General features: G+C 57.1%; 20 protein-coding genes, 1 tRNA gene, 5 pseudogenes and 1 riboswitch. Of the genes and pseudogenes, 13 read left to right on the forward strand and 13 right to left on the reverse strand.

Features of this window, described 5'->3' with window-relative positions; all coding sequences use genetic code 11:
• A pseudogene (locus ACMX3H_RS11620) lies at positions 1-420 on the reverse strand (hypothetical protein); the annotation flags it as partial.
• A 245-nt stretch (positions 421-665) separates the two neighbouring features.
• Positions 666-1349, reverse strand: a complete 684-nt coding sequence (locus ACMX3H_RS11625; protein WP_415210967.1) for an MFS transporter — start codon at positions 1347-1349, stop codon at positions 666-668.
• Positions 1350-1616: 267 nt separating this feature from the next.
• On the opposite strand from ACMX3H_RS11625, the pseudogene ACMX3H_RS11630 reads away from it, so the two are divergent.
• From ACMX3H_RS11630 to ACMX3H_RS11640, 3 genes and pseudogenes are all read left to right on the forward strand, one after another.
• Positions 1617-2651: pseudogene (locus ACMX3H_RS11630) on the forward strand (TolC family outer membrane protein); the annotation flags it as partial.
• Between the two features lie 217 nt (positions 2652-2868).
• Positions 2869-3513: a DUF1190 family protein gene (locus ACMX3H_RS11635; RefSeq protein WP_415210881.1), complete on the forward strand. Its 645-nt coding sequence runs from the start codon at positions 2869-2871 to the stop codon at positions 3511-3513.
• A gap of 6 nt (positions 3514-3519) precedes the next feature.
• Positions 3520-4680: a glutathionylspermidine synthase family protein gene (locus ACMX3H_RS11640; RefSeq protein ID WP_415210882.1), complete on the forward strand. Its 1161-nt coding sequence runs from the start codon at positions 3520-3522 to the stop codon at positions 4678-4680.
• Positions 4681-4714: 34 nt separating this feature from the next.
• Here ACMX3H_RS11640 and ygiD read toward each other — a convergent pair.
• Positions 4715-5452, reverse strand: a pseudogene (ygiD, locus tag ACMX3H_RS11645) (4,5-DOPA dioxygenase extradiol).
• Positions 5453-5581: 129 nt separating this feature from the next.
• Here ygiD and ACMX3H_RS11650 point away from each other — a divergent pair.
• Positions 5582-6247, forward strand: coding sequence for an NAD-dependent dehydratase (locus ACMX3H_RS11650; protein WP_415210883.1), 666 nt, complete (start codon positions 5582-5584; stop codon positions 6245-6247).
• Between the two features lie 26 nt (positions 6248-6273).
• Here ACMX3H_RS11650 and ribB read toward each other — a convergent pair whose 3' ends face one another.
• Positions 6274-6927 (reverse strand): 3,4-dihydroxy-2-butanone-4-phosphate synthase, encoded by a 654-nt coding sequence (ribB, locus tag ACMX3H_RS11655; RefSeq protein ID WP_415210884.1) that lies wholly within the window; start codon positions 6925-6927, stop codon positions 6274-6276.
• A 109-nt stretch (positions 6928-7036) separates the two neighbouring features.
• A riboswitch (FMN riboswitch) is annotated at positions 7037-7196 on the reverse strand.
• 129 nt (positions 7197-7325) lie between these two features.
• On the opposite strand from ribB, the gene ubiK reads away from it, so the two are divergent.
• Positions 7326-7637 (forward strand): ubiquinone biosynthesis accessory factor UbiK, encoded by a 312-nt coding sequence (ubiK, locus tag ACMX3H_RS11660; RefSeq protein WP_415210885.1) that lies wholly within the window; start codon positions 7326-7328, stop codon positions 7635-7637.
• Positions 7638-7840: 203 nt separating this feature from the next.
• Here ubiK and hldE read toward each other — a convergent pair whose 3' ends face one another.
• From hldE to ACMX3H_RS11680, 4 genes are all read right to left on the reverse strand, one after another.
• On the reverse strand, positions 7841-9274 hold the full coding sequence (gene hldE, locus ACMX3H_RS11665; RefSeq protein ID WP_415210886.1) for a bifunctional D-glycero-beta-D-manno-heptose-7-phosphate kinase/D-glycero-beta-D-manno-heptose 1-phosphate adenylyltransferase HldE: 1434 nt from the start codon (positions 9272-9274) through the stop codon (positions 7841-7843).
• Between the two features lie 42 nt (positions 9275-9316).
• Positions 9317-9484 (reverse strand): hypothetical protein, encoded by a 168-nt coding sequence (locus ACMX3H_RS11670; RefSeq protein ID WP_415210887.1) that lies wholly within the window; start codon positions 9482-9484, stop codon positions 9317-9319.
• Complete coding sequence (gene glnE / locus ACMX3H_RS11675) at positions 9472-11886, reverse strand: bifunctional [glutamate--ammonia ligase]-adenylyl-L-tyrosine phosphorylase/[glutamate--ammonia-ligase] adenylyltransferase (protein WP_415210888.1); 2415 nt, start codon at positions 11884-11886, stop codon at positions 9472-9474. Before glnE ends, ACMX3H_RS11670 begins: the two co-directional genes overlap by 13 nt.
• Positions 11887-11953: 67 nt before the next feature.
• The gene (locus ACMX3H_RS11680) at positions 11954-13249 is read right to left on the reverse strand and encodes an inorganic triphosphatase (protein WP_415210889.1); all 1296 of its coding nucleotides are present in this window, start codon (positions 13247-13249) and stop codon (positions 11954-11956) included.
• A 363-nt stretch (positions 13250-13612) separates the two neighbouring features.
• Here ACMX3H_RS11680 and ACMX3H_RS11685 point away from each other — a divergent pair, with 363 nt between their 5' ends.
• Both ACMX3H_RS11685 and ACMX3H_RS11690 read left to right on the forward strand, forming a co-directional pair.
• On the forward strand, positions 13613-14233 hold the full coding sequence (locus ACMX3H_RS11685; protein ID WP_415210890.1) for a TIGR04211 family SH3 domain-containing protein: 621 nt from the start codon (positions 13613-13615) through the stop codon (positions 14231-14233).
• 99 nt (positions 14234-14332) lie between these two features.
• Positions 14333-15580, forward strand: coding sequence for a multifunctional CCA addition/repair protein (locus ACMX3H_RS11690; protein ID WP_415210891.1), 1248 nt, complete (start codon positions 14333-14335; stop codon positions 15578-15580).
• 68 nt (positions 15581-15648) lie between these two features.
• Here ACMX3H_RS11690 and ACMX3H_RS11695 read toward each other — a convergent pair.
• Together ACMX3H_RS11695 and folB are read right to left on the reverse strand one after the other, a co-directional pair.
• Positions 15649-15915, reverse strand: a pseudogene (locus ACMX3H_RS11695) (undecaprenyl-diphosphate phosphatase); the annotation flags it as partial.
• Between the two features lie 140 nt (positions 15916-16055).
• Positions 16056-16415, reverse strand: a complete 360-nt coding sequence (gene folB / locus ACMX3H_RS11700; protein WP_415210892.1) for a bifunctional dihydroneopterin aldolase/7,8-dihydroneopterin epimerase — start codon at positions 16413-16415, stop codon at positions 16056-16058.
• A gap of 105 nt (positions 16416-16520) precedes the next feature.
• Here folB and plsY point away from each other — a divergent pair, with 105 nt between their 5' ends.
• Positions 16521-17138: a glycerol-3-phosphate 1-O-acyltransferase PlsY gene (gene plsY, locus ACMX3H_RS11705; RefSeq protein WP_415210893.1), complete on the forward strand. Its 618-nt coding sequence runs from the start codon at positions 16521-16523 to the stop codon at positions 17136-17138.
• Between the two features lie 13 nt (positions 17139-17151).
• Here plsY and tsaD read toward each other — a convergent pair whose 3' ends face one another.
• A complete protein-coding gene (gene tsaD / locus ACMX3H_RS11710; RefSeq protein ID WP_415210899.1) occupies positions 17152-18171 on the reverse strand; it encodes a tRNA (adenosine(37)-N6)-threonylcarbamoyltransferase complex transferase subunit TsaD in 1020 nt (339 codons plus the stop codon).
• A gap of 453 nt (positions 18172-18624) precedes the next feature.
• Here tsaD and rpsU point away from each other — a divergent pair, with 453 nt between their 5' ends.
• The 3 genes from rpsU to rpoD all read left to right on the forward strand — a co-directional run bounded on the left by rpsU (position 18625) and on the right by rpoD (position 22712).
• Complete coding sequence (rpsU, locus tag ACMX3H_RS11715) at positions 18625-18840, forward strand: 30S ribosomal protein S21 (protein WP_001144067.1); 216 nt, start codon at positions 18625-18627, stop codon at positions 18838-18840.
• A 127-nt stretch (positions 18841-18967) separates the two neighbouring features.
• On the forward strand, positions 18968-20716 hold the full coding sequence (gene dnaG, locus ACMX3H_RS11720; protein ID WP_415210894.1) for a DNA primase: 1749 nt from the start codon (positions 18968-18970) through the stop codon (positions 20714-20716).
• Positions 20717-20867: 151 nt separating this feature from the next.
• A complete protein-coding gene (gene rpoD, locus ACMX3H_RS11725) occupies positions 20868-22712 on the forward strand; it encodes an RNA polymerase sigma factor RpoD (protein ID WP_415210895.1) in 1845 nt (614 codons plus the stop codon).
• A gap of 132 nt (positions 22713-22844) precedes the next feature.
• On the opposite strand, the pseudogene mug reads toward rpoD, so the two are convergent.
• Positions 22845-23333, reverse strand: a pseudogene (gene mug / locus ACMX3H_RS11730) (G/U mismatch-specific DNA glycosylase); the annotation flags it as partial.
• Between the two features lie 134 nt (positions 23334-23467).
• Here mug and ACMX3H_RS11735 point away from each other — a divergent pair.
• Together ACMX3H_RS11735 and ACMX3H_RS11740 are read left to right on the forward strand one after the other, a co-directional pair.
• Positions 23468-23543 (forward strand) — tRNA-Ile (locus ACMX3H_RS11735).
• A 1222-nt stretch (positions 23544-24765) separates the two neighbouring features.
• Positions 24766-25158 carry a hypothetical protein gene (locus tag ACMX3H_RS11740; RefSeq protein WP_415210896.1) on the forward strand — a complete coding sequence of 131 codons (393 nt, stop codon included), beginning with the start codon at positions 24766-24768 and terminating at the stop codon, positions 25156-25158.
• Positions 25159-25518: 360 nt separating this feature from the next.
• Here the strand turns inward: ACMX3H_RS11740 and ACMX3H_RS11745 are convergent, their stop codons facing one another.
• Positions 25519-25779 carry a hypothetical protein gene (locus tag ACMX3H_RS11745; protein WP_415210897.1) on the reverse strand — a complete coding sequence of 87 codons (261 nt, stop codon included), beginning with the start codon at positions 25777-25779 and terminating at the stop codon, positions 25519-25521.
• Positions 25780-25937: the final 158 nt, after the last annotated feature.

A 25937-nucleotide genomic window follows, 5' to 3' on the forward strand; every position in this document is an offset into this window, starting at 1 on the left:
ATATTCCATCCAGAGCAGCTGTTTGGTCACGCCCTTGCGGCTTAACTCGGTATCGATATCAAGCCAGCTGGGTAAGGTCTTGATAGCCTTGCCGGATTTGCCGGGATAGAGCAGGCGGTCGAGGTCGACGGGGGACAGTTACGCCGGCAATGGCCAGACCAGGTTAGCTACCGTGAATCGGCCGAGGATATCGTGCACTGTGGTACAGCCTATGCCGAGCGCTGCTGCGATGGTGCGATGGTGCGATGGTGCGATGGTGCGATGGTGCGATGGTGCGATGGTGCGATGGTGCGATGGTGCGATGGTGCGATGGTGCGATGGTGCGATGGTGCGATTCGAGCGATGCCGCTCAAATTTCATGCGTAATACATTGATATAGATGAAAATTTCTGTTCTCGCGTTCTTCTTTTTACGTGCCATGCCATACCCCCGGAAGCTAAAAGTTTCCAGAGTATGGCGGAACAGAAGATGAGCGATCGGACAGAATCGGAATCGCTGATCGGGCGACCGGAATCAGTGATCGGGCGTGACCGGAACCAGCAGGCAAGGTAGAGCGAATAGAGTAAGCAAACCAGCGGAATGACGATAAAGGCCAGCATGGTGGCGAGTTTGGCGCCGTCGGTTTGTACGGCGAGGGACTTATCAAATCCCCCTAATACCAGAACCTAGCCGATGATAGTCGACCCGATGGCGCCGGTTAATTTGCGGGTAAAGGTTTGGCATGCGGCGAACGTGCCCGCTCTGAGCTTGGTCGACACCAGCGAATCAACATCCGGCACCAGAGGGATGACATTCCACACGGTATATTCCATGGTCTGTCGGCCAATTTGGAACAGTGCAGATAAAACAATGATGGTCACAAACGCCGTGACGGGGGCGAGCTGGATACCGATCAGATAAAGGCCCAGATAATAAAGCAGCACCAGGATCATCAGCGAGAAAGCCAGCGGCCAGAGCCATTTCGACCCGTAGCGGTACATAAAATAGGTCGCGATGGGGACAAAGATTAAGCCGATGATGGAAAGTGAAGACGCCGTTTGCGCCATCGCTTGGGAAAGATCCAGCACAAACGCGACGTAGAAGAAGAAGGCGGTATTAAAACAGTCTTTGGCAAAATAAGAGACGAAATAGAGGGTACAGATTCTGCGGCAGGCCTTGGTCTTCAAAACGCGCCCGTATTCTTTAAAAGCGTAGAGGAGATTTTTCTTTTCATCGGTTTTGGTGTGTTGCTCAAATTCGGCCACGTAGTTGTGCGAGAATTCCCAGGTGGTGAAATAGTAAGCGCCCCGTGGAGGACGTCTTGAATTATTGGTGGGTTTGTTGTATGGCCCGGTAAGAATATGTTCCACTACGGATGCCTAGTGAACCCGCATCCTATAAGGGACGGCTGTCAGATCATGGATAATCCGGCGATGATAGTGTCCACTTAAATTTTAATGGACACTATCACAAACTTCAGAACCACTAATTTCATATCACTCAAACCGGGATGGAAATAAAAATTATTAAAATCAATACAATATGAAAATGTAATGAGCATAAGCGTGTAACGTAGGTTTACTGTCTTATACAACAAACCCACCAATAATTCAAGACGTCCTCCACGGGGCGCTTACGATCAAACGACCCAGCGCTTTAACGTCGGCCTGGTGGCAATTACGGATGTGCAGAATGCGCGCTCGGAATATGACACGGTTCTGGCCTCGGAAGTGAGCGCCCGTAATGATCTGGACAATGCGTTAGAAGCGTTGCGCCAGATAACCGGCATAGATTATCCGCAGTTGGCGACGCTGAATATCGCAAGCTTCAAGACCCAGCGTACCGATGCGATCACCAATCTGTTGAAAGAAGCGGAAAACCGGAACCTCAGCTCGGCGCGTCTGTCGAAGGATCTGGCCCGTGAACAAATTCGCTACTACCAGACCGGCCATATGCCGACGCTGGATCTCAACGCCTCGTCGACGGTCAGCAATACCGACTACAATGGCTCGCGTAATAATTCCATAACAAATCCCGATAAGCATATCGGCGGAAACGCTATCGGCCTGAATCTAAACGTACCTCTGTATAGCGGCGGTTCCGTCACTTCCCAGGTGAAGCAGGCGCAGTACAATTTCGTCAGCGCCAGCGAGCAGCTTGAAAGCGCGCATCGCACCATGGTCAGGACCCTGCGCTCGTCGTTCAGCAATATATCCGCCTCCATCAGCAGCATCGTCGCTTATGAACAGGCGGTAGTGTCGGCGCAAAGCTCCCTGGACGCCTCGGAAGCCGGCTACCAGGCGGGCCCCCGCACTATCGTCGACGTGCTGGACGCCACCACCACGCTTTATGATCGCAAGCGAAATCTCTCCCAGGCGCGCTACGATTATCTGATTAATCAATTAAACCTCAAATCCGCTCTCGGCACGCTGAACGAAGCGGATCTGGTGACGCTAAATAATACGCTCGGCAAAATAGTACCGACCGATCCGCAGACGGTGGCGCCGGAAAACGCCACGCAGGAAAACCGGGCCGATGGCGCCGATACGTCGCGCAACGCCAATACCGCGCGCAGTAGTGCTGTACAAACAGCCGTCCAGCCGCGCGCGACCCGTGTGACGACCGCGCCAGCCGCCGGCTGCGCTACCGGACGCAATCCTTTCCAGCATTAAGTTCTTTCCCGGCGGCCAGGCGAGACGCTTGTTTCCCCTCTTGGCCGCCGGTGCTGTCCCTTGCCCGCCCCTGTCCGCTCGAGCGATCACAGGGAAGTGTATAACTACGTAAAGATTCCGGCCGTAGGCGGCCCCCATGCTTCATTTATCACCGTTTTTCCCCTATTCTACAGTGATTTCTCTGGATCGCAGTTAATATCAATAAAGCAGGAAAATAATGAAACGCACTAAACAGATTAATCACGCCAGCTTTCGCAAGCATTGGCGCGCTTACCGTATGGCGCCCGTCGCGCTGGCCGTCGGTGCCGTTTTTGTACTGGCCGGCTGTGAAAAAAGCGACGAAAACGTATCGCTGTACATGAACAGCGACGACTGTACCCGCGCCAATCCCTCACTGAGCGAACAGTGCACCACCGCTTACAACAGCGCGCAGCAGGAAGCGGTGAAAACCGCCCCCAAATACGTCTCCCGCGCCGACTGCGTGGCGGAGTTCGGCGAAGATCAATGCACCCAGGTCCCGGCGCAGGCCGGCATGGCGGCGGAATCCCAGCACAGCGGCGGCATGTGGATGCCGTTGATGGCGGGCTATATGATGGGCCGCATGATGGGCGGCTACGCGCAGCAGCCGCTGTTCAGCTCCCGTGCCGCCAATAGTCCGGCGCGCGGCCAGTTTGTCGACGCCAGCGGCCGCGGCTACGGGGCGGCCACCAGCGGCCGGTCGATGACGGTGCCCAAGACCGCCCTGGCGCCCAAGCCGGCGACCACCCAGACCATTACCCGCGGCGGCTTCGGTGAGACCGTCGCCAAACAGAGCGCCATGCGCAGCAGCAGCGCCACGCCGCACCGCACCATGGGCGGCTAACGGGACATGAAACGAGTTACCATCAGCGAAAGGCCGGACTGGCGGGAGAAAGCCACTGAATACGGCTTTAATTTTCATACCCTGTACGGTGAACCTTACTGGTGCGAGGACGCTTACTATCAGTTCACCCTGGCGCAAATCGAAACGCTGGAGGACGCCACCGCCGAGATTCATCAGATGTGTTTGCAGGTGGTGGACAAAGTGGTGGCCAGCGAGGAGCTAATGACCAAATTCCGGATCCCCCGGCATACCTGGTCGTTTGTGCGCAACGCCTGGCAAACGTGCCAGCCGTCGCTCTATTCGCGCCTTGATCTGGTGTATGACGGCCAGTATCCGCCAAAATTGTTGGAAAACAATGCCGATACGCCCACCTCCCTGTACGAAGCGGCGTTCTTCCAATGGATTTGGCTGGAAGATCAATTAAACGCCGGGCAGTTGCCGGCCAACGCCGACCAGTTTAATAGCCTACAGGAGAAGCTTATTGCCCGCTTCGCCGAACTTCAGTCGCAGCACGGTTTTAGCCTGCTGCACCTGGCCTGCTGCCAGGATACCGAAGAAGATCGCGGCACGGTGCAGTATCTGCAGGATTGCGCCACGGAAGCAGGGTTGCCCAATACGTTTCTTTATATCGAAGAGCTGGGGCTGGGAGAGAAAGGGCAGTTCACCGATATGCAGGATCAGGTCATCAGCAACCTGTCCAAGCTCTATCCGTGGGAATTCATGTTGCGCGAAATGTTCTCTACCAAGCTGGAAGACGCAGGTGTGCGCTGGCTCGAGCCTGCCTGGAAATGCATTTTATCCAACAAGGCGCTGCTGCCGATGCTTTGGCAGATGTTTCCCGACCACCCCAATTTGCTGCCGGCCTATTTTGCCGAAGACGATTTCCCGCCGATGGACAATTATGTTGTGAAACCGCTGTTCTCGCGGGAAGGCTCTAACGTGCGGGTCTTCGAGCAAGGGCGGGAGACCGCGCGGGTGGACGGCCCCTACGGCGAAGAGGGGTCGATTGTACAGGCGTTTTGCCCGCTGCCCCGCTTCGGCGATTGCTATACGGTGATCGGCAGCTGGCTGGTTAACGATCAACCTTGCGGCATCGGCCTGCGTGAAGACAGACAGATAATTACCCAGGATCTTTCCCGCTTTTATCCGCACATTATCGTTGATTGATCCTGCGGCGGCGTAGTGATGCCGCGCCGCCGCCTCAGCCCACCTGCACCGACAGCATACTGATGGACCCCAGCGTAATACCGTCCACGGGCACCGTGACCGGCTCATCGCCGATCCGGCTGCCCAGCACATGCAGCAACGGCAAAAAGTGCTCCGGCGAGGGATTGGACAGCGCGGCATCCTGATGCTGCCGATAATGTATCAGCGGATGCGGTTCCCCTTGCGCGCAGAGATTTCAGCGCACAAACTGATCGAACGAAAGTGCCCATGGGTAGGGTTCAGCCTCGTCCTGCCAGCGTACCGTGCGCAGGTTATGTACTACATTGCCGCTGGCCATCAGCATCACGCCTTCATCGCGCAGCGCGGCCAGTTTTTCCCCGAGGGCGAAATGGTAAGCGGCATCGCGCGTCGCGTCGATGCTGAGTTGCACCACCGGAATATCCGCCTCTGGATACATTTTAATGAGTACGCCCCAAGTGCCGTGGTCCAACCCCCATTCGCCGGTATCGGCATGCACCGACACCGGCGCCAGCAGGGACTGTACCCGTTGCGCCAGCGGAAAACCGCCGAAATCGTGTACGGTGCGCGGCTGCGCCATGGCGGTGACGGCAGTGCCCTGTGTATACCAATGGGCCGAAATGGCCAATATGGCCTTCGGCCGCGGCAGTGTCTGACCCAGCTGTTGCCAGATACGGGTATAGCGGTTGTCTTCCTGCACGTTCATCGGACTGCAGTGACCGAGGAAAAGGGCGGGCATGCGTGGGCTACTCATCAGATATCCTTATTCGTTGTGTGTCGCTTACGGCGGCTGATGGCATCACGTTACCGCTTTTCGCCGCGCAAAGAACCGAGATAACGATGATGAAGATAATCAGGAAAATTGAATAACCGAGGCCAACAAATGAAAACAGCATTGCTATTTGGCGCCAGCGGATTAGTGGGTGGTAATCTCTTGTCCACCTTGTTAGGTCATCGCGCCTATGGGCAAGTCATTGCGGTAGTTAGGCGAAAGCTGCCGCTGCGCCATCCGCAGCTGACACAACTAAGCGGCGATATCGACACGCTGCCCGCGCAGACGGACGCGCAGGTGGCGGAGGATGTGTTTATCGCCCTCGGCACCACCCGCAAAAACAGCCCCGATCGGCGAGACTATTACCGCATCGAACATGATTATCCACTGTTGGCGGCGCTGCTGGCCCTTGAGCAGGGCGCGCGTTCGCTATCGCTGGTGTCAGCGGTGGGCGCGAGCGTCGGCTCTTACGCGTTTTATCTGCGTATCAAAGGGGAAACGGAGCGGGATATTGTTGCGCAGCGCGCAGCGCGGACGCACCTCTTTCGGCCCTGCATGATTCTGGGCGAGCGGCAAGAGCGCCGCCCGCTGGAGAGAGGGCTCAACCGCGTTTGGCCTCGGCTGGATCCCGTACTGCGGGGACGGGCGAAAAAATACCGCGCCATAACGGCGGCGGATATCGCTGCGGCGATGGTCGCCGCAGCGCAGCTCTCCACAGATGAAGTAATGATTTACACCTGGCAGGAAATGCGAAGGTTAGCGCTGGCTACCGACTGACGCAACCCCGGGCCCTGCCAGGACGGTCAGCTTACTTCGCGCGCAAGAGCGCGACGATAGGTCACCAGATCTTCAATGGTAAGCACCGGCATGCCGTGGTGCCGGGCGAAGGCCACAATTTCCGGCGCATGCGCCATGGTACCATCGTCATTGGTCACTTCGCACAGCACGCCCGCCGGCTTCAGGCCGGCGAGGGTGGTTAAATCCACGGCCGCTTCGGTATGCCCCCCGCGCACCAGCACGCCGCACGGCTGCGCGCGCAGCGGGAACACATGCCCAGGGCGGTTAAGATCGGTGGGTTTGGCGTTATCTTTGATGGCGGCCCGAATCGTCGTCAGGCGATCGGCGGCGGATACCCCGGTGCTGACCCCTTCAGCGGCTTCGATAGTGACGGTAAAGGCCGTCTGATAATGACTGCTGTTACGTTCAACCATCATCGGCAGCGCCAATTGCTGGCGGCGTTCTTCGGTCAGGCACAGGCACACGATACCGCTGCCGTGGCGAATGGCCAACGCCATCTGCTCAAAGGTCATGTTTTCCGCGGCGAATATCATATCGCCTTCATTTTCACGATCTTCATCGTCCAGTACCAGTACCCCGCGGCCGTTGCGCAGCGCCTCCAGCGCGTTTTGCACGCGTTGGAGCGGAGAACCGAATTCGGAAAGAAGCGTCTGATTCATAGTAAATAAAACCTCATAATTGATATGGATTACCAGAATCAGGGCAGACTTAGGAGCGGCCGCGAACGGGCCAAAAAATAACGATTGCGGCCATAGCCCGTTTGGACGTCGTTACTCTCTCCCATCCGGACTATAACCGTCGGCCCCGGAATTACACCGGATCTGCTGACCTCAGATTGCACGCAATCTGAGCGCTCGCGGGCTTCCTGTGCAATACTTTAGCCAGGTCTACCGCCGGTGGGGAATTGCACCCCGCCCTGAGAATGAGCGGAAATACTATAGCGACAACCCGCTGCCGAGGCAATTAGCAAACGCATAATTTCAATAAATGCTTTTGTTTCCACTCAGGGGGAACAGGCATTACACTTAATTCATTCTGATCAGTTAGGGAACCGACGATGATTGATCCAAATAAACTTGAACAGCTTGCCCGCCAGGTGCAGGAATCGCTGCCGAAAGGCATCCGCGATTTGGGCGACGACGTGGAAAAAAAGATCCGTCAGGTGCTGCAAAACCAGTTCAGCCGAATGGATTTGGTCAGCCGCGAGGAATTTGACGTGCAGACCCAGGTGCTGTTGCGCACCCGTGAGAAACTGAGTCAATTGGAACTGCGCCTTAACGCGCTGGAAACCATGCCGAAAAGTGATCCTCTGGTCAGCCCGGCGGCGCGGCGGGAGCGCCAGTGGCGGGAGCGAAACCCGCGGGCGTGAGCGGCGTGGACGACACCACCAGCGTTTCCCCCGTTGAACAGGCGGTGCCGGAGGGCGGCGTTGCGGACGACAAACCGGCTAAAGACACCTTTAAAAAGCTATAACGGCCGTAGCCCCCTTGCGACGTTAGCGGCAGCGATGACCCGCTGACGTGAGGCTCGCCTCGACCAGGGACGGCCCACACACCACCCACGGCGCGCGCCTTAACCCCGCTCGCCGCGCTTAATGGCGTTGATGATATTGGTGGTGGAACAGCCGTCTTCAAAATTCAGCACCAGCACGTCGCCCCCGTTGTCCCACACCTCCTTGCTGCCGGCGATCTGATGCGGCTGATAGTCGCCGCCTTTAACCAGTACATCCGGCAGCACGTCGGCAATCAGCTGCTGCGGCGTGTCCTCGCTGAAAGGCACCACCCAGTCCACCGCTTCGAGCGCCGCCAGGACGGTCATTCGCTGCACCAGGGGATTTACCGGGCGGCTTTCCCCTTTGAGACGCTTGGTGGAATCATCGCTGTTCACCGCCACGATAAGCCGGTCGCCCAACCTGCGGGCATTGGCGAGATAGCTGACGTGGCCCGCATGCAAGATATCGAAAATACCGTTGGCCATGACCACCTTCTCACCGCGCTGACGCGCCAGCGCCACGGCCTGCTTCAGTTCGCTTTCGGTCATGACGCCAAAGCCCGTTTCGGCGCGGCCGCGGATGGCGTTTTCCAGCTCGATGGGGCTGACGGTTGACGTACCCAATTTCCCGACCACCACGCCCGCCGCGGCATTGGCCAGGAAACAGGACTCCTCCAGACTATTGCCAGCGGCCAGCGCGGCGGCCAGCACACCAATGACCGTATCCCCGGCGCCGGTCACGTCGTAGACCTCCTGCGCCTGTGTCGGTAAATTCAACGGATCCTTACCCGGCTGCAGCAGGGTCATCCCCTGCTCCGAACGGGTAATCAGCAGCGCCGAAAGCTGATAATCGGCGATGATTTTCATGCCACGGCTCACCAGCGTTTCCTCATCTTTGTAAGCCCCTGCCACCGCCTCGAACTCGGACAGGTTTGGCGTCAACAGCGTCGCCCCCTGATAGCGGCTGAAGTCGGTACCTTTCGGATCGACAAGCACCGGCACGCCGGCGGCCCGCGCCAGCGTAATCATCTCGCGCACGCGAGCCAGCGCGCCTTTCGCATAGTCGGACAGCACCAACGCGCCGGTTTTCGGCAACGCTAGCTGAATACGCTCTAACATGGGAGCGGCGTCGACATCGTCGAAGCCCTGCTCGAAATCCAGGCGGATAAGCTGCTGATTACGTGATAACACCCGCAGCTTGGTTATCGTGGGATGGGTGGCAACGGCGACAAAATCGCAGGTCACATCCACTTCGCTAAGCCGCGCGCCCAGGGCGCGGGCGGCGTCGTCAATGCCGGTCAGGCCGACCAGACGCGAATGGCAGCCCAGCGCGGCGATATTCATCGCGACGTTGGCGGCCCCGCCGGGGCGCTCCTCAATAGCGTCCACTTTTACGATAGGCACCGGCGCTTCCGGTGAAATCCGGCTGGTAGGACCGTACCAGTATCGGTCCAACATCACATCGCCCACGACCAGCACGCCCGCCCGGCGGAAATCAGGCAAGGTCACTTTCATCCACTCGCTCCAAAGAGATCCTGTTCAAGGGTCGGAATAATATCACAGGCGGGAGAAATTCGCCCCCTGCGGCGCCTGGGTCTGGCCCGCCCGCGGCAGCGCCGCCACGCAGCCAAGCCGCTGCCGCCAGCGGGCGCCGAGGGTATCACGCCCCGCGAACACATGGCGCTCCCAGATTGCGGCAGCAACGCCGCCGCTCAGTCCAGCCATTGGCGCCAGCAGCGGCCGATCAAGGCGCGCTCGCGGGCGAACTGCGCTACCGGCACCCGACCGGGCAGCGCCAGATGATGAAGCGTATCGCGCAGCGTCGTGTAACTGGCGCGCAGCCCATCGGCATCGTCGCCGTCAATAATCCCATGCTGGGCCATCAGCTCGAAGATACGCACATTATCCGACCAGCGCGTCAATTCGGGCTTTTCGGCGGCGTGGCGCAACACCAGATACTGCGCCAAAAATTCGATATCGGTAATACCACCCTCGTCCGTTTTGATATCGAAAACGTCAGATTGCTTACTGGCCAAATGTTGCCGCATCTTGGCGCGCATTTCACTGACCTCGCGACGCAGCGTAGCGGGATCGCGCCCGCGGCACAGTACGCGGCGGCGAATAGCGTTAAACCCCTCTTGTAGGGCCGACGTACCATAAACCATCCGTGCACGCACCAGCGCCTGATGCTCCCAGGTCCAGGCTTCATTGAGCTGATAATCCTCGAACGCTGAAAGCGTACTGACCAGCATACCGGCGGCGGCAATGCGCAGCTGCTGCGCCTGCTTAAATTGGCGCAGCGCCTCCAGTTGCTGCTCCTCGTCCTCTTCTGGCACCCGCAACAGATATTGGCGTAGCTCGTCGCCATAGGCCGACGGCGCCGGTGGATGGTAGAGGGTGGCGGGATCGAGTAATTCGTCCAGCAGCAGTGGATGTCGCGCCAGCTGGCTGGCGATCATCGGCGACGCGGCGCACAGGCGAATCAAGTGCCCCAGCGCGCCGGGGTACTCCAGCAACAGCTCCAGATAAGTGGTGCGGGAGACGATACTGAGCAGCACCGGCGCCAAGCGTTCAAACGCCACGTCCGCCGCGTCGCCATCGCCGATATGCGCCAGCAACCGCGGCATCAGCGCGTCCAGCACTTCCCGCCCGCGCGGGCCGAGCGTGCGTTTCACCACATCGCGGCGAAAATCGGCGACATGCTGCGCCAGGCGGGGACAGGGAACCCCTGCGACGTCGGCCTCCGACGCTTGTGACATCGGCTCCTGCCACAACGCGGCCGCGGCGCCGGGCGTATCATTATTTTCAGCGTCGGGCGCATCATCGCCTATTAGCTCATCAAACACCACCCTCACCGCCTGCATATGGGCGGCCAGCGTCCGGGTGAGCTGCGGCCAGTCCGCCTCGTCCATGCCCCAGGCCAGGCGCGCCTGATTGAGCGAGTCGGCGGGCAGCGTTTGGGTCTGCTGATCGTTGATGCCCTGCAACAGATTTTCCAGTCGCCGCAGGTAAAGATAAGCCTCGCCCAGGCGCGCGCTTTGCGCCGGCGCGAGCAGACCCAGCTCGCCTATTGTCGCAAGCGTCGGCAACAGCGTGCGCGCCTGCAGGCGCGGTTCGCGGCCGCCGCGAATTAATTGAAACACCTGGGCGATAAACTCTATTTCACGGATGCCGCAGGCGCCCAGTTTGATATTGTCCTTCAACCCGCGCCGCCGCACCTCCCGGGCGATCATCTGTTTCATATTACGCAGCGACTGGATAACGCTGAAGTCAATGTAGCGGCGGTAGATAAAAGGACGCAGCATACTGCGCAGCTCCTGGCTGTAGGGATCGCCGTGGCCGCCCATCAGCCGCGCTTTTATCATCGCATAGCGTTCCCAGTCCCTGCCCTGCTCTTGATAATAATCCTCCAGCGCGGCAAAGCTCAGTACCAGCGGCCCGCTGTCGCCGAACGGCCGCAACCGCATATCCACCCGATAAACAAAACCGTCGACGGTAGGCTGGTCGAGCGCCTTAATCACCCGTTGACCGAGCCGGGTAAAAAACTGGGCGTTGTCCAGCTCGCCGCCGCCGCCGCGGGTGAAACCGTTTTCTGGGTAAGCGAATATCAGATCGATATCGGAGGAGAAATTCAGCTCGCCGCCGCCCAGTTTGCCCATGCCCAAAATCATCAGCGGCTGTGGGGTGCCGTCGGTGCCGCAGGGCGTGCCCCATTTGCGGCAACATGCATGCCACAGCCAGTCGCGCGTGGCGATAATCAGGGTTTCCGCCAGCTGGCTGAGCTGGGTCAGCGTTTCGCCGGTGTCACACAGGCCGAGGATCTGCGCCCAGCCGATACGCACCAGCGTATAGTGCCGGAACAGCCGCAGCTCGCGCATTAGCGTGGTCTCATCATCCACCGCCGCCAGCTGCGAGGCCAGCAGTCCAACATAATCCCGCCCCTCGCCCGGTCGAGGCGGCTGCGCCGTCAGCTCCTGCAGCCATGCCGGATGACTTATCAGCGCGTCGCTGATGAAATCGCTCATGGCCAGCGCAGGGATAGCTGAATCGTCCGCCGGCACCGGCAAGGCGGCCGCCGTCTGCTGCCCTTGCTGTTGCAGGATCGGCGGTAGAGGTCGCGTCATCATCAAAGAAACTCCTTGCAGACAAACAGGGCTTAAGGGCGGCCCGGTGGCCGCTAACGCGTCTTTGCCGCTATTTCAGCCAGAATCCCACCTGCGCCATCGCTTGCCGACGCAAATGTTCCCTATCTTCGGGTCCTTGCTGCACGATAGACTGATGCAGCGCTTTCCAGTGCATCAGATAGGTCACGACCTCGGCCGGCCGATAGGCGCCGGACAAGACATGAAATGCGATCAGCCGACGTTCCAGCCGCGGCAACTGTTGCAGGTATTCTTCATCGGATAGCGTGCGGCCGAACGCGACCTTCAATTCCGCGCCGCAGCGTGCAAGCGTCATGTCGGCGAACTGCCGGTAGGCGCCTGCGAGTTTTTTGCGTGTATCCTCATCGGCGTTATTCTGCCAGACGCTGAACATTAGCCAGGAGGTCAGCGCCAGTTTGGTTTGCAGATATACAGGCAGATAACAGATCGCCTGCGGATCCGCCCGTTCGGCGGCGATCAACGGAATAATATCCGCCAGCAGCGCGCGCAGCGCGGTCGTCGCTTTCCGGCGCACCAGGTTACCCATCACGTGGAAGGTCTCGCGTATCAGCGTGATGCCCTCCAGCACGCCTGCCTTGGCCTGCGAATCGCCGCGTAGCCAGAGCTCCTCATTATATTGCCAATGATCCAGCGCCAGATGCAGCGCCGCACTCATTCCCTCCTCCACCGTCGCCCGCGCGGCGGGATTAAGCAGCGGCAGCGGCCGGATTGCGCGCGGAGGATTTCCCCGCTGAAGATGATAACCGCGCGCGGCCTTGCTCAGGCTGCCCAAACGGAGGCCGCCGGCATCGCTCAGCGTCTTGGCGAAGGTAAACAGATCGCGGGCGTTGCCGCTAAGCAACTCCATTTCCAGTTCGCAAATCGGTTCACTTAGAGAACCAGCGCTGACTTCGCCCCGATCCAGCGCGACCTCGATCTGGCTTTCACCCTGCGTCACCCGCCATTTCTCGCGACCGAAATCGGTGGTGAACAGCGGCTTGAGCCGCGATTGCAGCGCGGCGGGACTTAGCCCCTCCGGCCACGCCTGCGCCTGCAGCCGTTGCAGTTCCAGCGTCGGCCCCGGCAGCGGCATATTATATTCGGGGTGCTGATGTAATCCGCCGATAACCTGCCCGGCGGTTTTCATCGTCATCTCATATTGCCTGTCCACCTGACGAATGCGTAACCCTATGCCGTGGCGGCGTAAATCAAAACCGTCCGTCTCAAAATACGTATTGGTCAATTGCCGGAGCGCATGACCGTCATGGCCCGTTGCCGATAACCGCTGCCGCAGTGCGGGCAGCGTCTCGGGCTGAACGATAAATTTTAACTCGATTTCTTTATTCATAGTGTTATATGGCCATACCGGTGAAGTTCATTGGCGCTTAAGCCATCCCTTAATGAGATCAACCGCTTGAGATGACAAGTGTTAACGTCTAATCATGGCCTTAATGGACAAAACGGACAAGCTCAACGGCACTTTTCATGCGAGGTGTGGTCCAAAGTTTTCATCGCTTTTGACGTGTTTTGTCATTTTCATCCCTCCCAACCGCCGCAGGCGGCCCGTGGATGCCGGCCTCATCGTGTAGTGGCAGCGGCAACGGCCTGGCGCGGGTCCGAGAGTAAAAGTGTTCTCATTTCGGACCCGACGTTGCGTCGTCAAACTGAAGCCACTACTATCGTGTAACAATTGCTTAAAAATGACGGAATAATGCTGAAATTACACCATATTTACTTCGCCGCGGTCGGTCTGGGTCTCGCCTGCGCCGCCAGCGCCGACGAGCAACGTTATGTTTCCGACGACCTGCTGACCTATATACATAGCGGCCCGGGCAACCAATATCGCATTATCGGCACCTTGAATTCCGGCGACGCCGTTACGCTTATCAGCCAAAACGACGACGCCGGCTTCGCGCAGGTGCGTGACGAAAAGGGCCGTACCGCGTGGATCCCGCTGGACCAGTTGAGCGTCCAGCCCAGTATGCGCACCCGGGTGCCGGCGCTGGAGCAGCAGGTGCAGGATCTGACCCAAAAGCTCAATACCCTCGATACCGGTTGGAATCAGCGCACCGCCGACATGCAGAAAAAAGTGGCCACCAGCGATGGCGTTATCAATGATCTCAAAGAGCAGAATCAGGCGATGAAGGACCAACTCACGACTGCGCAGAAAAAAGTCAACGCGGCGGCGGTTCAGCTTGACGATAAACAGCGCACCATTATCATGCAGTGGTTCATGTACGGTGGCGGCGTGGCCGGCGTTGGCCTGTTGTTGGGCCTGTTGCTGCCCCATATCATTCCCCGTCGCAAAAAAGATAACCGCTGGATGAACTGAGCCGCGTCCGCAACGGCGCCGGTGAATCGCGCGCGAGATACGGCTACACTCAATGGATAGTACCGATAAAGGCAACACCGGCTTTGCCAGGAGTGAATTGTGAAAAAATATCTGGTGGGCGGCGCCGTGCGTGACGGTATATTGCAGCTCCCCGTCACGGAAAGGGACTGGGTCGTGGTCGGCGCGACGCCGCAAGACATGCTGGCGCAGGGTTATCAGCAGGTCGGCAAAGATTTTCCGGTTTTCCTGCATCCCGAGAGCCGCGAAGAGTATGCGTTGGCCCGCACGGAGCGCAAATCCGGCCAAGGGTATACCGGTTTCATTTGTTATTCTTCGCCGGAAGTCACGTTGGAAGAGGATTTGCGCCGCCGCGATCTCACCATCAACGCCATCGCCCGCGATGACCAGGGCAATCTGATCGATCCCTATCAGGGGCAGCGCGATATCCGCCTGCGCTGGCTGCGTCATGTCTCCGACGCCTTCGGCGAAGATCCGTTGCGGGTGCTGCGGGTCGCCCGTTTTGCCGCGCGTTTTGCCCATCTGAATTTTCGCATTGCGCCGGAAACGCTGGCGCTCATGCAGCACATGACCGATGAGCTGCCGCTGCTGGCTCCCGAGCGGGTCTGGAAAGAGACCGAGCTGGCGCTGGCAACCCGCAACCCGCAAGTCTATTTTCAGGTGTTGCGCGACTGCGACGCGTTAAAAACGTTGTTCCCGGAAGTGGATGCGCTGTTTGGCGTCCCGGCGCCGGCCAAGTGGCATCCGGAAATCGATACCGGCATTCATACCTTGATGACGGTATCGATGGCGGCACGGCTATCGGACGATATCGCGGTACGCTTCGCCACGCTTTGCCACGATGTGGGCAAAGCGCTGACCCCGCGCGGATTGTGGCCCAGCCATCACGGCCATGGCCCGGCTGGGGTGAAAGTGGTGGAAGGACTGTGCCAACGTCTAAAAGTGCCCAATCCGCTGCGTGATTTGGCGAAGATCGTGGCCCAATATCATGACCTGCTGCACGGTGCCGAGAGCCTGACGCCGAAGACGCTGATAAAATTGTTCAGCGCCATTGATGTCTGGCGCCGGCCGGAGCGTCTGGAGCAAATGATCCTTGCCAGTGAAGCCGACGCCCGCGGGCGTACCGGTTTTGAAAACCATCCCTATCCACAGGGAGACTTCCTGCGCGAAGCGTTCCGCGTGGCTGTGTCGGTTACCGCGCACGACGTTATCACGGCGGGATTCAGCGGCGCCGAGATCGGCGAGGAGCTCACCCGGCGACGCCAGCAGGCCCTGGCCAGTTGGAAGCGACAGCAGGCAAACAGCGACACCGAAACCATTCAGGACTGAACCGCCGCCGTGGACGCCGGCACCTAGGGCGTCGACGGGCAGGACCACCCGCTGCTGAAGCAGTGCGCCACGCGGCCGCTGCCGATCCCTTCGTGGGGCACCTGGCCGAAATGAATACCGATAAGACCAAACAACCGGCGCCAAAACATCGCCACCACCGCCAGGATCGACCCCAACTGGATGATGACCTCGAAGGTCTTGGCCTTATAATCCGTAAAGCCAAGCAGGCTACCGACCAATATCATATGTCCCGTCGAAGAAACCGGCAGAAATTCCGTTAACCCTTCCACCACCCCCAGAATGAACGCAATAACCCACTCGTGCATATCCGCCATACAACGTTTCCCTCAAAGTCACGACAATAAAAAAGCGGCGATATGTAAACAGACCAGCCGCTAAATCTCCCGCAAATTGAGACAAACATACGGTAATTTGGTTGCAACCGCATGGCCAAATGATTACCGCTACGCTATTTTCAGACTTTTCGCCGCCCGCGCTCAATGACGACGCCGACATTGGCCGCCTGCGGTATAGCGCCGGGTTTTCCGATCTTGACGCGTATCCAGGGCAATTTAAACTGGGTCATCAGCCGATCCGCCGTCTCCTCGGCGATCCGCTCCACCAGCGCGAAACGCTTGCCGCTCACGAGCGACAGTACGGCCTCGGTGACATCCTCATAGCTCAGGCAGTCCGCGACATCATCGCTACGCGCCGCCGGGCGGTTGTCCCAGCCCATTTTCAGGTCGAAAACCAATTTCTGCAGGCGTTGCTGTTCCCAGTCATAGACGCCTATCACCGCCATTACCGTTAATTGCTCAATAAATACAATGTCCATGTGCCATACTCGGTTTTTGTGGCTATCGGATACCACTTCCTCGGGAATATGCGTATTATCCACAGATAGCGAAATAAAACGAATGTTGATGAATGGAATGTGGTTATGAATGCTATCACGATTGGCATGATAATCTTCGCCTACCTGTTCGGCTCAGTATCCAGCGCGATCCTGATCTGCAGACTCGCGCGCCTGCCGGATCCACGCACCAGCGGCTCCGGTAATCCCGGCGTCACCAATGTGCTGCGTCTCGGCGGCAAGCTGGCGGCCGCGTGCGTGATGGTATTCGATATACTGAAAGGGATGATCCCGGTGTGGATAGGCTACGGCCTCGGCCTGCCTCCGTTCTGGCTGGGTCTGGTGGCGATTGCCGCCTGTCTCGGCCATATTTATTTGCTGTTCTTTCACTTTCGCGGCGGCAAAGGGGTCGCTACCGCCTTGGGGGCCATTGCGCCCATTGGCTATGATCTGTCCGGCCTGATGATAGGCAGCTGGCTTCTGACGGTGCTGCTCTCCGGCTATTCTTCGCTGGGAGCGATCGTCAGCGCTTTAATAGCGCCCTTCTATGTCTGGTGGTTCAAGCCGCAGTTCACCTTCCCGGTCGCAATGCTCTCCTGTCTGGTGCTCCTGCGCCACCACGACAATATTCAGCGGCTGTGGCGTGGTCAGGAAAGCCGCATCTGGCGCCGCCGGCAAAAAGACCGGGATATCGACCGGCAGTAAAGCAAAAACTGACTCAGGCGACGAGCGCCGGCAATTCCTCCAGCGGCCAGCGCGGCCGTACCGACACCGCCAGATTGGCCTGCGTCCCGCTCTGCAGCCGCACCATGCCGGCATAAGCGATCATCGCGCCGTTATCCGTACAAAACTCAGGACGGGCGTAGAACACTTCCTCGCCCCGCTGGCGCATCATTTCCCCCAGGCTGGCGCGCAGAGAGTGATTGGCGCTGACGCCGCCGGCCATCACCAACCGCGAGAAACCGGTGAGATCGAGCGAGCGCCGGCATTTTATCATTAGCGTCTCCACCACGGCGTCCTCAAATGCCCGCGCGATGTCCGCGCGCGTCTGGTGATCATCGGCGCCGGCGTGAACGGTGTTGGCGGCAAAGGTTTTCAACCCCGAGAAGCTGAATGCCAACCCCGACCGGTCGGTCATCGGGCGCGGAAAAGTGTAACGTCCCGGCACGCCCTGCTGCGCCAGACGCGCCAGCATCGGTCCGCCGGGATAATCCAGCCCCAGGAGCTTGGCGGTTTTATCGAACGCCTCGCCGGCGGCATCATCAATAGACTCACCCAGCAGCCGATATTCGCCGATACCTGTCACCGCGATAAGCTGGGTATGGCCGCCGGAAACCAGCAGCGCCACGAACGGGAACGCCGGCGGATTTGCCTCCAGCATGGGCGCCAGCAGATGCCCTTCCATGTGATGCACGGCGACCGCCGGGACCCGCCAGGCATAAGCCAGCGCGCGGCCGATGGTGGCGCCGACCATCAACGCGCCCACCAGCCCCGGTCCGGCGGTGTAGGCCACCCCGTGGATATCCGACGCCTGCAGACCCGCCTGCGCCAGCGCCGCCTGAATCAGTGGCACGGTTTTGCGGACATGATCGCGGGAGGCCAGCTCCGGCACCACCCCGCCATAATCGGCGTGCAGTTTCACCTGACTGTACAGCTGATTAGCCAGCAACCCTTGATGCCGATCGTAAATCGCCACGCCGGTTTCATCGCATGACGTCTCAATACCCAATACGCGCATAATCATTACCACCCTTTTTTGCGGCGCACAGTCTATCATATTCTGCGCCGCGACGAGGCGTTCAGACCCAGCTTTGGCGTAAACCGCCATCTTTCCGGCGGCCGTCATGATAAAAATGCCGGCCTGTTGGTGACCGGGCACATAGCAGGATCCCGCGTCGACCGACCGCGGTCTTGCCCATAGTGCCCGTCGTCGCAAATATTAAACGATTACGCCGATTGATATTGGTTTTTTCATCGTCAACTCCGTCCAGTAGAGTTTTTTTTGCGCGCCTCGGGCGTTATTTTACCCCTGACATCAGCCGCTTGTGCCGCACGTGGAGCGCAGAGCATAAGATCATGCAGCACGGCGCTTTACAAAGCGGGCAGACTTGAAGTAAAATTCCGCACCATTTTGAAAAGGTTGGCACAGGTCAGCGACAAAATCCGAATTCTATCGAGGTGAGAGAGGCACATGCCGGTAATTAAAGTACGTGAAAACGAGCCCTTCGACGTAGCACTGCGTCGCTTCAAGCGTTCCTGCGAAAAAGCGGGTGTTCTGGCCGAAATTCGTCGTCGCGAGTTTTATGAAAAACCGACGACCGAACGTAAGCGCGCTAAAGCGTCTGCCGTTAAACGTCATGCCAAGAAACTGGCTCGCGAAAACGCACGCCGCACTCGTCTGTATTGATTTTCCGGGGTGCGAGCTACCCCGACCGCGTGATTAATCTGCAGACTTAGCTGTTGCATACGAAGGCCGTGCCATCCGGAAGGATTGCGCGGCTTGTTGTCGTTCAAGTGCTTACCTGACAGGGCTTATGGCTGGACGAATCCCACGTGTCTTTATCAATGACTTGTTGGCGCGTACCGACATCGTCGATCTGATCGATGCGCGGGTAAAGCTCAAAAAGCAGGGTAAGAACTTTCACGCCTGTTGTCCATTCCATCATGAGAAAACCCCGTCGTTTACCGTGAACAGCGAAAAGCAGTTTTACCATTGTTTCGGCTGCGGCGCCCATGGCAACGCCATCGACTTTTTGATGAATTACGATCGGCTGGAGTTTGTAGAATCCATCGAGGAACTGACTGCCCAGCACGGCCTGGAAGTGCCGTATGAAACCGGCTCCGGCCCAAATCAGCAGGAGCGCCATCAGCGACAAAGTCTGTATCAGTTGATGGACAAGCTCAGCGGCTTTTACCAGCAGGTGTTGAAGGCGCCGACGGCGACGCAGGCCGATCACTATTTGCAACGGCGCGGGCTAAGCGAAGCGGTCATCGCGCATTTCGCCATCGGCTTCGCGCCGCCGGGCTGGGATAATGTCATTAAGCGTTTCGGCCGTTCGGCCGAGGATCGCGCCGCGCTCAACGACGCAGGCATGCTGGTGGTCAACGACAACGGTCGAACCTACGACCGTTTTCGTGAACGCATCATGTTTCCGATCCGCGACAAACGCGGCCGCGTTATCGCCTTCGGCGGGCGGATATTGGGCGATGGGCAGCCAAAGTACCTGAACTCGCCGGAAACCGACATTTTCCATAAGGGCCGCCAGCTGTACGGTCTGTATGAAGCCCAACGACAGCATCCGGAATTATCCCGGCTGCTCGTGGTCGAAGGGTATATGGACGTGGTGGCGCTGGCGCAGTTCGGCATCGACTATGCGGTGGCTTCGCTGGGCACTTCGACCACCGCCGACCATATTCAACTGCTGTATCGCGCCACCGATCGGGTGATCTGCTGCTATGACGGCGACCGTGCCGGGCGTGAAGCGGCCTGGCGCGCGCTGGAAAACGCGCTGCCCTACCTGAGCGACGGCCGCCAGCTGCGTTTTATGTTTCTGCCGGAAGGCGAAGATCCCGATACGCTGGTGCGCAAAATTGGTAAAGAGGCGTTTGAACAGCGCATCGAACAGGCGCAGCCGCTGTCGACGTTTTTATTTGAAACGCTGATGCCACAGGTGGATTTAAGCAGCCCCGACGGCCGCGCCAAGCTCAGCACCCTGGCGCTGCCGTTGATAGGCCAGGTGCCGGGCGAGACATTGCGTCTCTATTTGCGCCAGCAGTTGGGCAATAAACTGGGGATCCTTGACGACAGCCAGCTGGAGAAATTGCAGCCCAGGGCAACGCTAAAGGCAAATATTTCACCGCAGCCGCGGATAAAACGCACAACCATGCGTATACTGATAGGATTGCTGGTGCAGCATCCGCGGCTTTCCGCCCTGGTCCCCACGGTCCAGGGGCTGGAGCAGGCAAGTCAGCCGGGTGTGCCGCTGTTTATCGAGTTAGTGCGGGCCTGCCAGGCCCAGCCGGGGTTAACCACCGGCCAATTGCTGGAGCATTATCGTGAGAGTAAATCTTCCTCACAGCTTGAAACCCTGGCGACCTGGAACCACATGATCATTGATGAGATGATCGAGGCGACATTTGTCGACACCCTGGCGAGTCTTTACGACTCCATACTTGAACACCGCCAGGAAGCGCTTATCGCCCGCGACCGGACCCACGGCCTGACGGCCGAAGAACGCCAGCAGCTTTGGTCGCTGAATCAGGCGCTGGCGAAAAAAACCTGAATGACGAGGCTTAATTGCCTATATCTGGCAGGACAAGACCCAGCGCAATGCCGTATTGGGCTGCGGCGCGAAACGAAGCCCAGATCTCTTGTTGGTGATGCGCTTTCACCAACCAACACCGATTATTACTCTGAAGTGTGGATACCGTCTTATGGAGCAAAACCCGCAGTCACAGCTCAAGCTGCTTGTCACACGTGGTAAGGAGCAAGGCTATTTGACCTTTGCCGAGGTCAATGACCATCTGCCGGAGGATATCGTCGACTCCGATCAGATCGAAGATATCATCCAGATGATAAATGACATGGGCATCCAGGTGATGGAAGAAGCACCGGACGCCGATGACCTGCTGCTGGCCGAAACCACCTCCGACACCGACGAAGATGCGGCGGAAGCCGCGGCGCAGGTCTTGTCCAGCGTCGAGTCCGAGATTGGCCGCACCACCGACCCGGTGCGCATGTATATGCGCGAAATGGGTACCGTGGAGCTGCTGACCCGCGAAGGCGAGATCGATATCGCCAAACGTATCGAAGATGGCATCAATCAGGTCCAGTGCTCGGTCGCCGAGTACCCTGAGGCTATCACCTACCTGCTGGAACAGTACGACCGCGTCGAGGCCGGCGAGGCCCGCCTGTCCGATCTTATCACCGGCTTTGTCGATCCCAATGCGGAAGAAGATATGGCGCCCACCGCGACCCATATCGGCTCTGAACTCTCCGCCGACGAAATCGCCGATGACGACGAGGATGAAGAGGACGGCGGCGGCGACAGCACGGACGACGATAACAGCATCGATCCGGAGCTGGCGCGCCAAAAATTTGTCGAGCTGCGTGAGCAGTACGAAATTACCCGTAATGTTATCAAAACCAACGGGCGCAGCCACGCCAAATCGGCCGCTGAGATTCTGAATCTTTCTGACGTGTTCAAACAGTTCCGCCTGGTGCCGAAGCAGTTCGATTACCTGGTCAACAACATGCGCGCCATGATGGATCGCGTGCGTACCCAGGAACGTTTGATCATGAAGCTGTGCGTCGAAATCAGCAAGATACCGAAGAAAAACTTCGTCACGCTGTTCGCCGGCAATGAAACCAGCGAAAGCTGGTTCAAAGCCGCGTTGGCGATGAACAAGCCCTGGTCGGAAAAACTGCATGAAGTCGATGATGACGTGCATCGCAGCCTGCAGAAGCTGCGGCAGATTGAAGAAGAAACCGGTCTGACCATCGAGCAGGTGAAGGATATAAACCGCCGCATGTCGATCGGCGAAGCCAAGGCGCGGCGCGCCAAGAAAGAAATGGTCGAGGCGAACCTGCGTCTGGTTATTTCCATCGCCAAAAAATACACTAACCGCGGCCTGCAGTTCCTGGATCTGATCCAGGAGGGCAACATCGGTTTGATGAAGGCGGTGGACAAATTTGAATATCGTCGCGGCTACAAGTTCTCGACCTACGCCACCTGGTGGATCCGCCAGGCCATCACCCGCTCTATCGCCGACCAGGCGCGCACCATCCGTATCCCGGTGCATATGATTGAGACCATCAACAAGCTCAACCGTATCTCCCGGCAGATGCTGCAGGAAATGGGACGCGAACCGACGCCCGAAGAGCTGGCCGAACGCATGCTGATGCCGGAAGATAAGATCCGTAAGGTACTGAAGATCGCCAAAGAGCCTATCTCCATGGAAACGCCTATCGGCGACGATGAAGATTCGCATCTGGGGGATTTCATCGAGGATACCACCCTCGAGCTGCCGCTGGATTCCGCCACCTCCGAGAGCCTGCGTTCAGCGACCCATGATGTATTGGCCGGCCTTACCGCGCGTGAAGCCAAGGTTTTGCGCATGCGCTTCGGTATCGATATGAATACCGACCATACGCTGGAAGAAGTGGGCAAACAGTTCGACGTTACTCGCGAGCGTATTCGTCAGATCGAAGCGAAAGCGCTGCGTAAACTGCGTCACCCGAGCCGGTCTGAAGTCCTGCGCAGCTTCCTGGACGATTAAGTCCTGTTTTGGCTGGCCGTTCCACGCCTGCCGGCAACGCACGATAAAACCCCGCGGCAACTCGCGGGGTTTTTTATTGGCCTCGCTTAAGCGGCGGTATGGCCCGTACGCAAGTCGTCCGTAGATGGGAGGGAGCGTGTCGGCCTGGGCGCGATAGGCCGCCAGCAGCGCGTCACCGCTCATGCGGTTCAGCCCGCTGGGATTGGGCAGTACCCATAGCTGCGTTACGCCGATGCGCACTTCCTGCCGTCCCCAGGTGGCGTTCCTTACCCCAAACGCCTGGCAATAAGCTTGCTTACCTAAAATCGCCAGCGCCTGTGGCTGATAGGTTTCAATCTTGGCCACCAGCCGTTCGCCGCCCTGGCGGTATTCCGCCAGCGACAGCTCAGAGGCTTCGGTCGTGGGCCGCGCCACCAGCATGGTGATCCCGCAGCCGGTCTCCAGTAGCCGCTGTTCTTCCTCCGGCCGCCGCTGACATGCCGTAAACCCCGCCATATGGATCGTTTTCCAGAAACAGTTGTTGAGATTCGCGAAATGCACCCCTTTATGTGCGCTGGATAACCCCGGATTGATGCCGCAAAACACCACCCGTAGCCCTTGTCTGAGAATATCTTCCATTATTGATCCCTCTCATTTATCTCTGGCCCTGGCGCCGGATAGTTAACGATTTTAACCAAAAAACAGCGATAAATCATCCATCTGGCGGGGATGACTATAGACCCCGTTGGCGCCATCATTTATAATCAACGCTACTTGGTCCCTTAGCTCAGTGGTTAGAGCAGGCGACTCATAATCGCTTGGTCGCTGGTTCAAGTCCAGCAGGGGCCACCAAAATTCAACTTAGAATCAGTTAGTTAAGTCACTTTTAATCAGTGGTTTTTTCTTTTATTAAAACCATTGGCGGCAAATTGGCGGCAAAGCGATCCTGATGCTCACCTCCCCTAATTCAGACATTGCCAAAACGTCGCTCAATCCGCTTCACTGAGTCAAAGGAAACGACGTCCTTTTATCCTCTGGACGCAATGAGAAGGCCCTAAAAAAGTCAATGAGTTCCTCCAGACCAAAAGTGGATTATCATTAGTACACTCGGTGGTACTGATAGCAAGATAACCCTAACCCTATCCCTGTCTATTAAGCAGTACAAAACCCCCGTGATAGCAATAGGTAAACGTGCTAACGTATTATATTCCCCCCGAGGGCGTCCGCATGAAATAGATGGCGGGTGGCACTAAAATCCGTTATAATATTTTCATCGCCCTAAAATTCTGATAGGTTACTGAGTGTCTGGAAATTGTTACCCTAAAGATTCTTATATTGAATTTATCCCTTTCCCTTTATCAAGAAAATCATTGGGATTTTGCCATAAAGGCTTCACATCTTGATATTTTATCTATTGATTTCATTTTTCAAATTCATATGCTAGACAGCTTTCTATAGATTTTAATCCTGGCCTCTAGAACAGTTGTTTGATACAGGCGTCAATAATCTGAGAGAAAATGAACATTTGCTGGCGCATAGCAAAGGGTCAACGTGATATGGCGAAGAAGAGAAATTAATATTCGTTTCGGTAACGGAAGTCCTTGAAGCTGTGCTGGAAATGGCGATAAACTCTGTAGGTCAAATTGGGCGTGCGCTAGAGAGGCACCTTATACACCCTAATCAGGAAGACAATAACGTATACCCTAGCCTTATGTTTGCTTATTATCAAACTTACAACGAAAGAATTTGTGACGTTACTAATGCTTTTGCATTCAAAGACGAATACCTTGCCTGTGGAAGAATAAGAATGAGAATATCTGTTCAATGTTAAGATTCAGGATTGATGATACAGGGGATTCCAACAACCATTGATGAACACATCAAACATCGTTACTTGAATATCGATACGCGTCCCAATACCTAATCCACTCTGTTACATCATGATTTTCGCGAAGAAGTCAATCTATGCTTAAGCCGCTTTCAATTTACTTCTTAGACCCGCCGAGGCTAAACAAATTGGGTAATAAACAGTAGATAACAGACTGCGAAGCGACCAGAAGAGTTTCTTTGACGCTTGGTGATTAAATCAGTAGAAACCATAGGAGTCATCATGAATAAATGTTGTATGTTGATATTAACATTGCTTTTTTTACCGCTACCGTGTTTAGGGATAACCAAACAGGGCAATGCTTATCAACTCAAAGGCAAGATAAGCGGACTTTTAGCCACACATAATAAATGTTATGTGGCAATTCACGACGACGATTACAAATACTACTTTAACCAGTGGCACTTAGCCGAAAGTGATGCGATATGTCATTTTGCCAAAATGGCCTATTTGATGAACATGCCAGTAATCACCGAGGTCGAGATTGATTTAGCGCCAGCAAATGCCAATAACATACAATCAATTGAATTCTCAAATCGTGAAATTACTTGGCCACCGTATACTGAAGATAATAAATAATTTATCAATACACGGCTGTTTCCGACAGGATGCTATTTTACCAAGACACTCAGGCGCTGTTGCAGGTAACCTGTGGTCACAGGTCAAGGTATGCCTTATCTGAAAAGGCCGCAGAAAATATATTTATGGACGGCCTTTTCAAAGGGACCTACACCCTATGAGCGGTATATAAATAGGGTAAGGAACTCGGCATTGCTTTACCTATCACCGCACTGGGCGTCAACCGGTTGCGTCTACGTATAGGGCAACACGGTTTCTCTTTCACCTGTGTCCAAAAAATCATATCCGCCAGCGCCGCAAATTGACCAGCGATAAGAAGAGGAAGTTAACCATGATACTCGCCCGTTTGGCGGGCGATGATCAATACTCCGCGGCCGTTTCGTTGTGCGCTGGCTGGTCTTTCCAGCCGTGATGCCTCTGGTTTAGCAGCAATGCTCCTAACGCGGCCAGAATCGCCAGTGAAATGGCATAAACGGCAATCGGCCACCATTCCCCGCCGGCGCTGCTTTGCAGTGCGACGGCAATAAACGGTAATGTTCCTCCGGCGATGGCGCCCGCAAGCTCACGGCTGCTTGCCATACCGGTGTAGCGTATATGAGGAGGAAAGGCCTCTGACAGCATAGCCGCCTGCGCGCCGAGTGCTGGTTCCGGTCACGTCCGATCACTGATTCCGGTCGCCCGATCAGCGATTCCGATTCTGTCCGATCGCTCATCTTCTGTTCCGCCATACTCTGGAGACTTTTAGCTTCCGGGGGTATGGCATGGCACGTAAAAAGAAG

Source organism: Sodalis sp. (in: enterobacteria) (genome assembly GCF_047607725.1).
Taxonomy (GTDB): domain Bacteria; phylum Pseudomonadota; class Gammaproteobacteria; order Enterobacterales; family Enterobacteriaceae; genus JBLKSS01.

What these genes read in the sequence shown, in the direction of transcription:
- ACMX3H_RS11635 (WP_415210881.1), top strand. Translation starts at nt 2,869, where the DNA reads ATGAAACGCACTAAACAGATTAATCACGCCAGCTTTCGCAAGCATTGG.
- ACMX3H_RS11640 (WP_415210882.1), top strand. Translation starts at nt 3,520, where the DNA reads ATGAAACGAGTTACCATCAGCGAAAGGCCGGACTGGCGGGAGAAAGCC.
- ACMX3H_RS11650 (WP_415210883.1), top strand. Translation starts at nt 5,582, where the DNA reads ATGAAAACAGCATTGCTATTTGGCGCCAGCGGATTAGTGGGTGGTAAT.
- ribB (WP_415210884.1), bottom strand. Translation starts at nt 6,927, where the DNA reads ATGAATCAGACGCTTCTTTCCGAATTCGGTTCTCCGCTCCAACGCGTG.
- ubiK (WP_415210885.1), top strand. Translation starts at nt 7,326, where the DNA reads ATGATTGATCCAAATAAACTTGAACAGCTTGCCCGCCAGGTGCAGGAA.
- hldE (WP_415210886.1), bottom strand. Translation starts at nt 9,274, where the DNA reads ATGAAAGTGACCTTGCCTGATTTCCGCCGGGCGGGCGTGCTGGTCGTG.
- ACMX3H_RS11670 (WP_415210887.1), bottom strand. Translation starts at nt 9,484, where the DNA reads ATGGCTGGACTGAGCGGCGGCGTTGCTGCCGCAATCTGGGAGCGCCAT.
- glnE (WP_415210888.1), bottom strand. Translation starts at nt 11,886, where the DNA reads ATGATGACGCGACCTCTACCGCCGATCCTGCAACAGCAAGGGCAGCAG.
- ACMX3H_RS11680 (WP_415210889.1), bottom strand. Translation starts at nt 13,249, where the DNA reads ATGAATAAAGAAATCGAGTTAAAATTTATCGTTCAGCCCGAGACGCTG.
- ACMX3H_RS11685 (WP_415210890.1), top strand. Translation starts at nt 13,613, where the DNA reads ATGCTGAAATTACACCATATTTACTTCGCCGCGGTCGGTCTGGGTCTC.
- folB (WP_415210892.1), bottom strand. Translation starts at nt 16,415, where the DNA reads ATGGACATTGTATTTATTGAGCAATTAACGGTAATGGCGGTGATAGGC.
- plsY (WP_415210893.1), top strand. Translation starts at nt 16,521, where the DNA reads ATGAATGCTATCACGATTGGCATGATAATCTTCGCCTACCTGTTCGGC.
- tsaD (WP_415210899.1), bottom strand. Translation starts at nt 18,171, where the DNA reads ATGCGCGTATTGGGTATTGAGACGTCATGCGATGAAACCGGCGTGGCG.
- rpsU (WP_001144067.1), top strand. Translation starts at nt 18,625, where the DNA reads ATGCCGGTAATTAAAGTACGTGAAAACGAGCCCTTCGACGTAGCACTG.
- dnaG (WP_415210894.1), top strand. Translation starts at nt 18,968, where the DNA reads ATGGCTGGACGAATCCCACGTGTCTTTATCAATGACTTGTTGGCGCGT.
- rpoD (WP_415210895.1), top strand. Translation starts at nt 20,868, where the DNA reads ATGGAGCAAAACCCGCAGTCACAGCTCAAGCTGCTTGTCACACGTGGT.
- ACMX3H_RS11745 (WP_415210897.1), bottom strand. Translation starts at nt 25,779, where the DNA reads ATGCTGTCAGAGGCCTTTCCTCCTCATATACGCTACACCGGTATGGCA.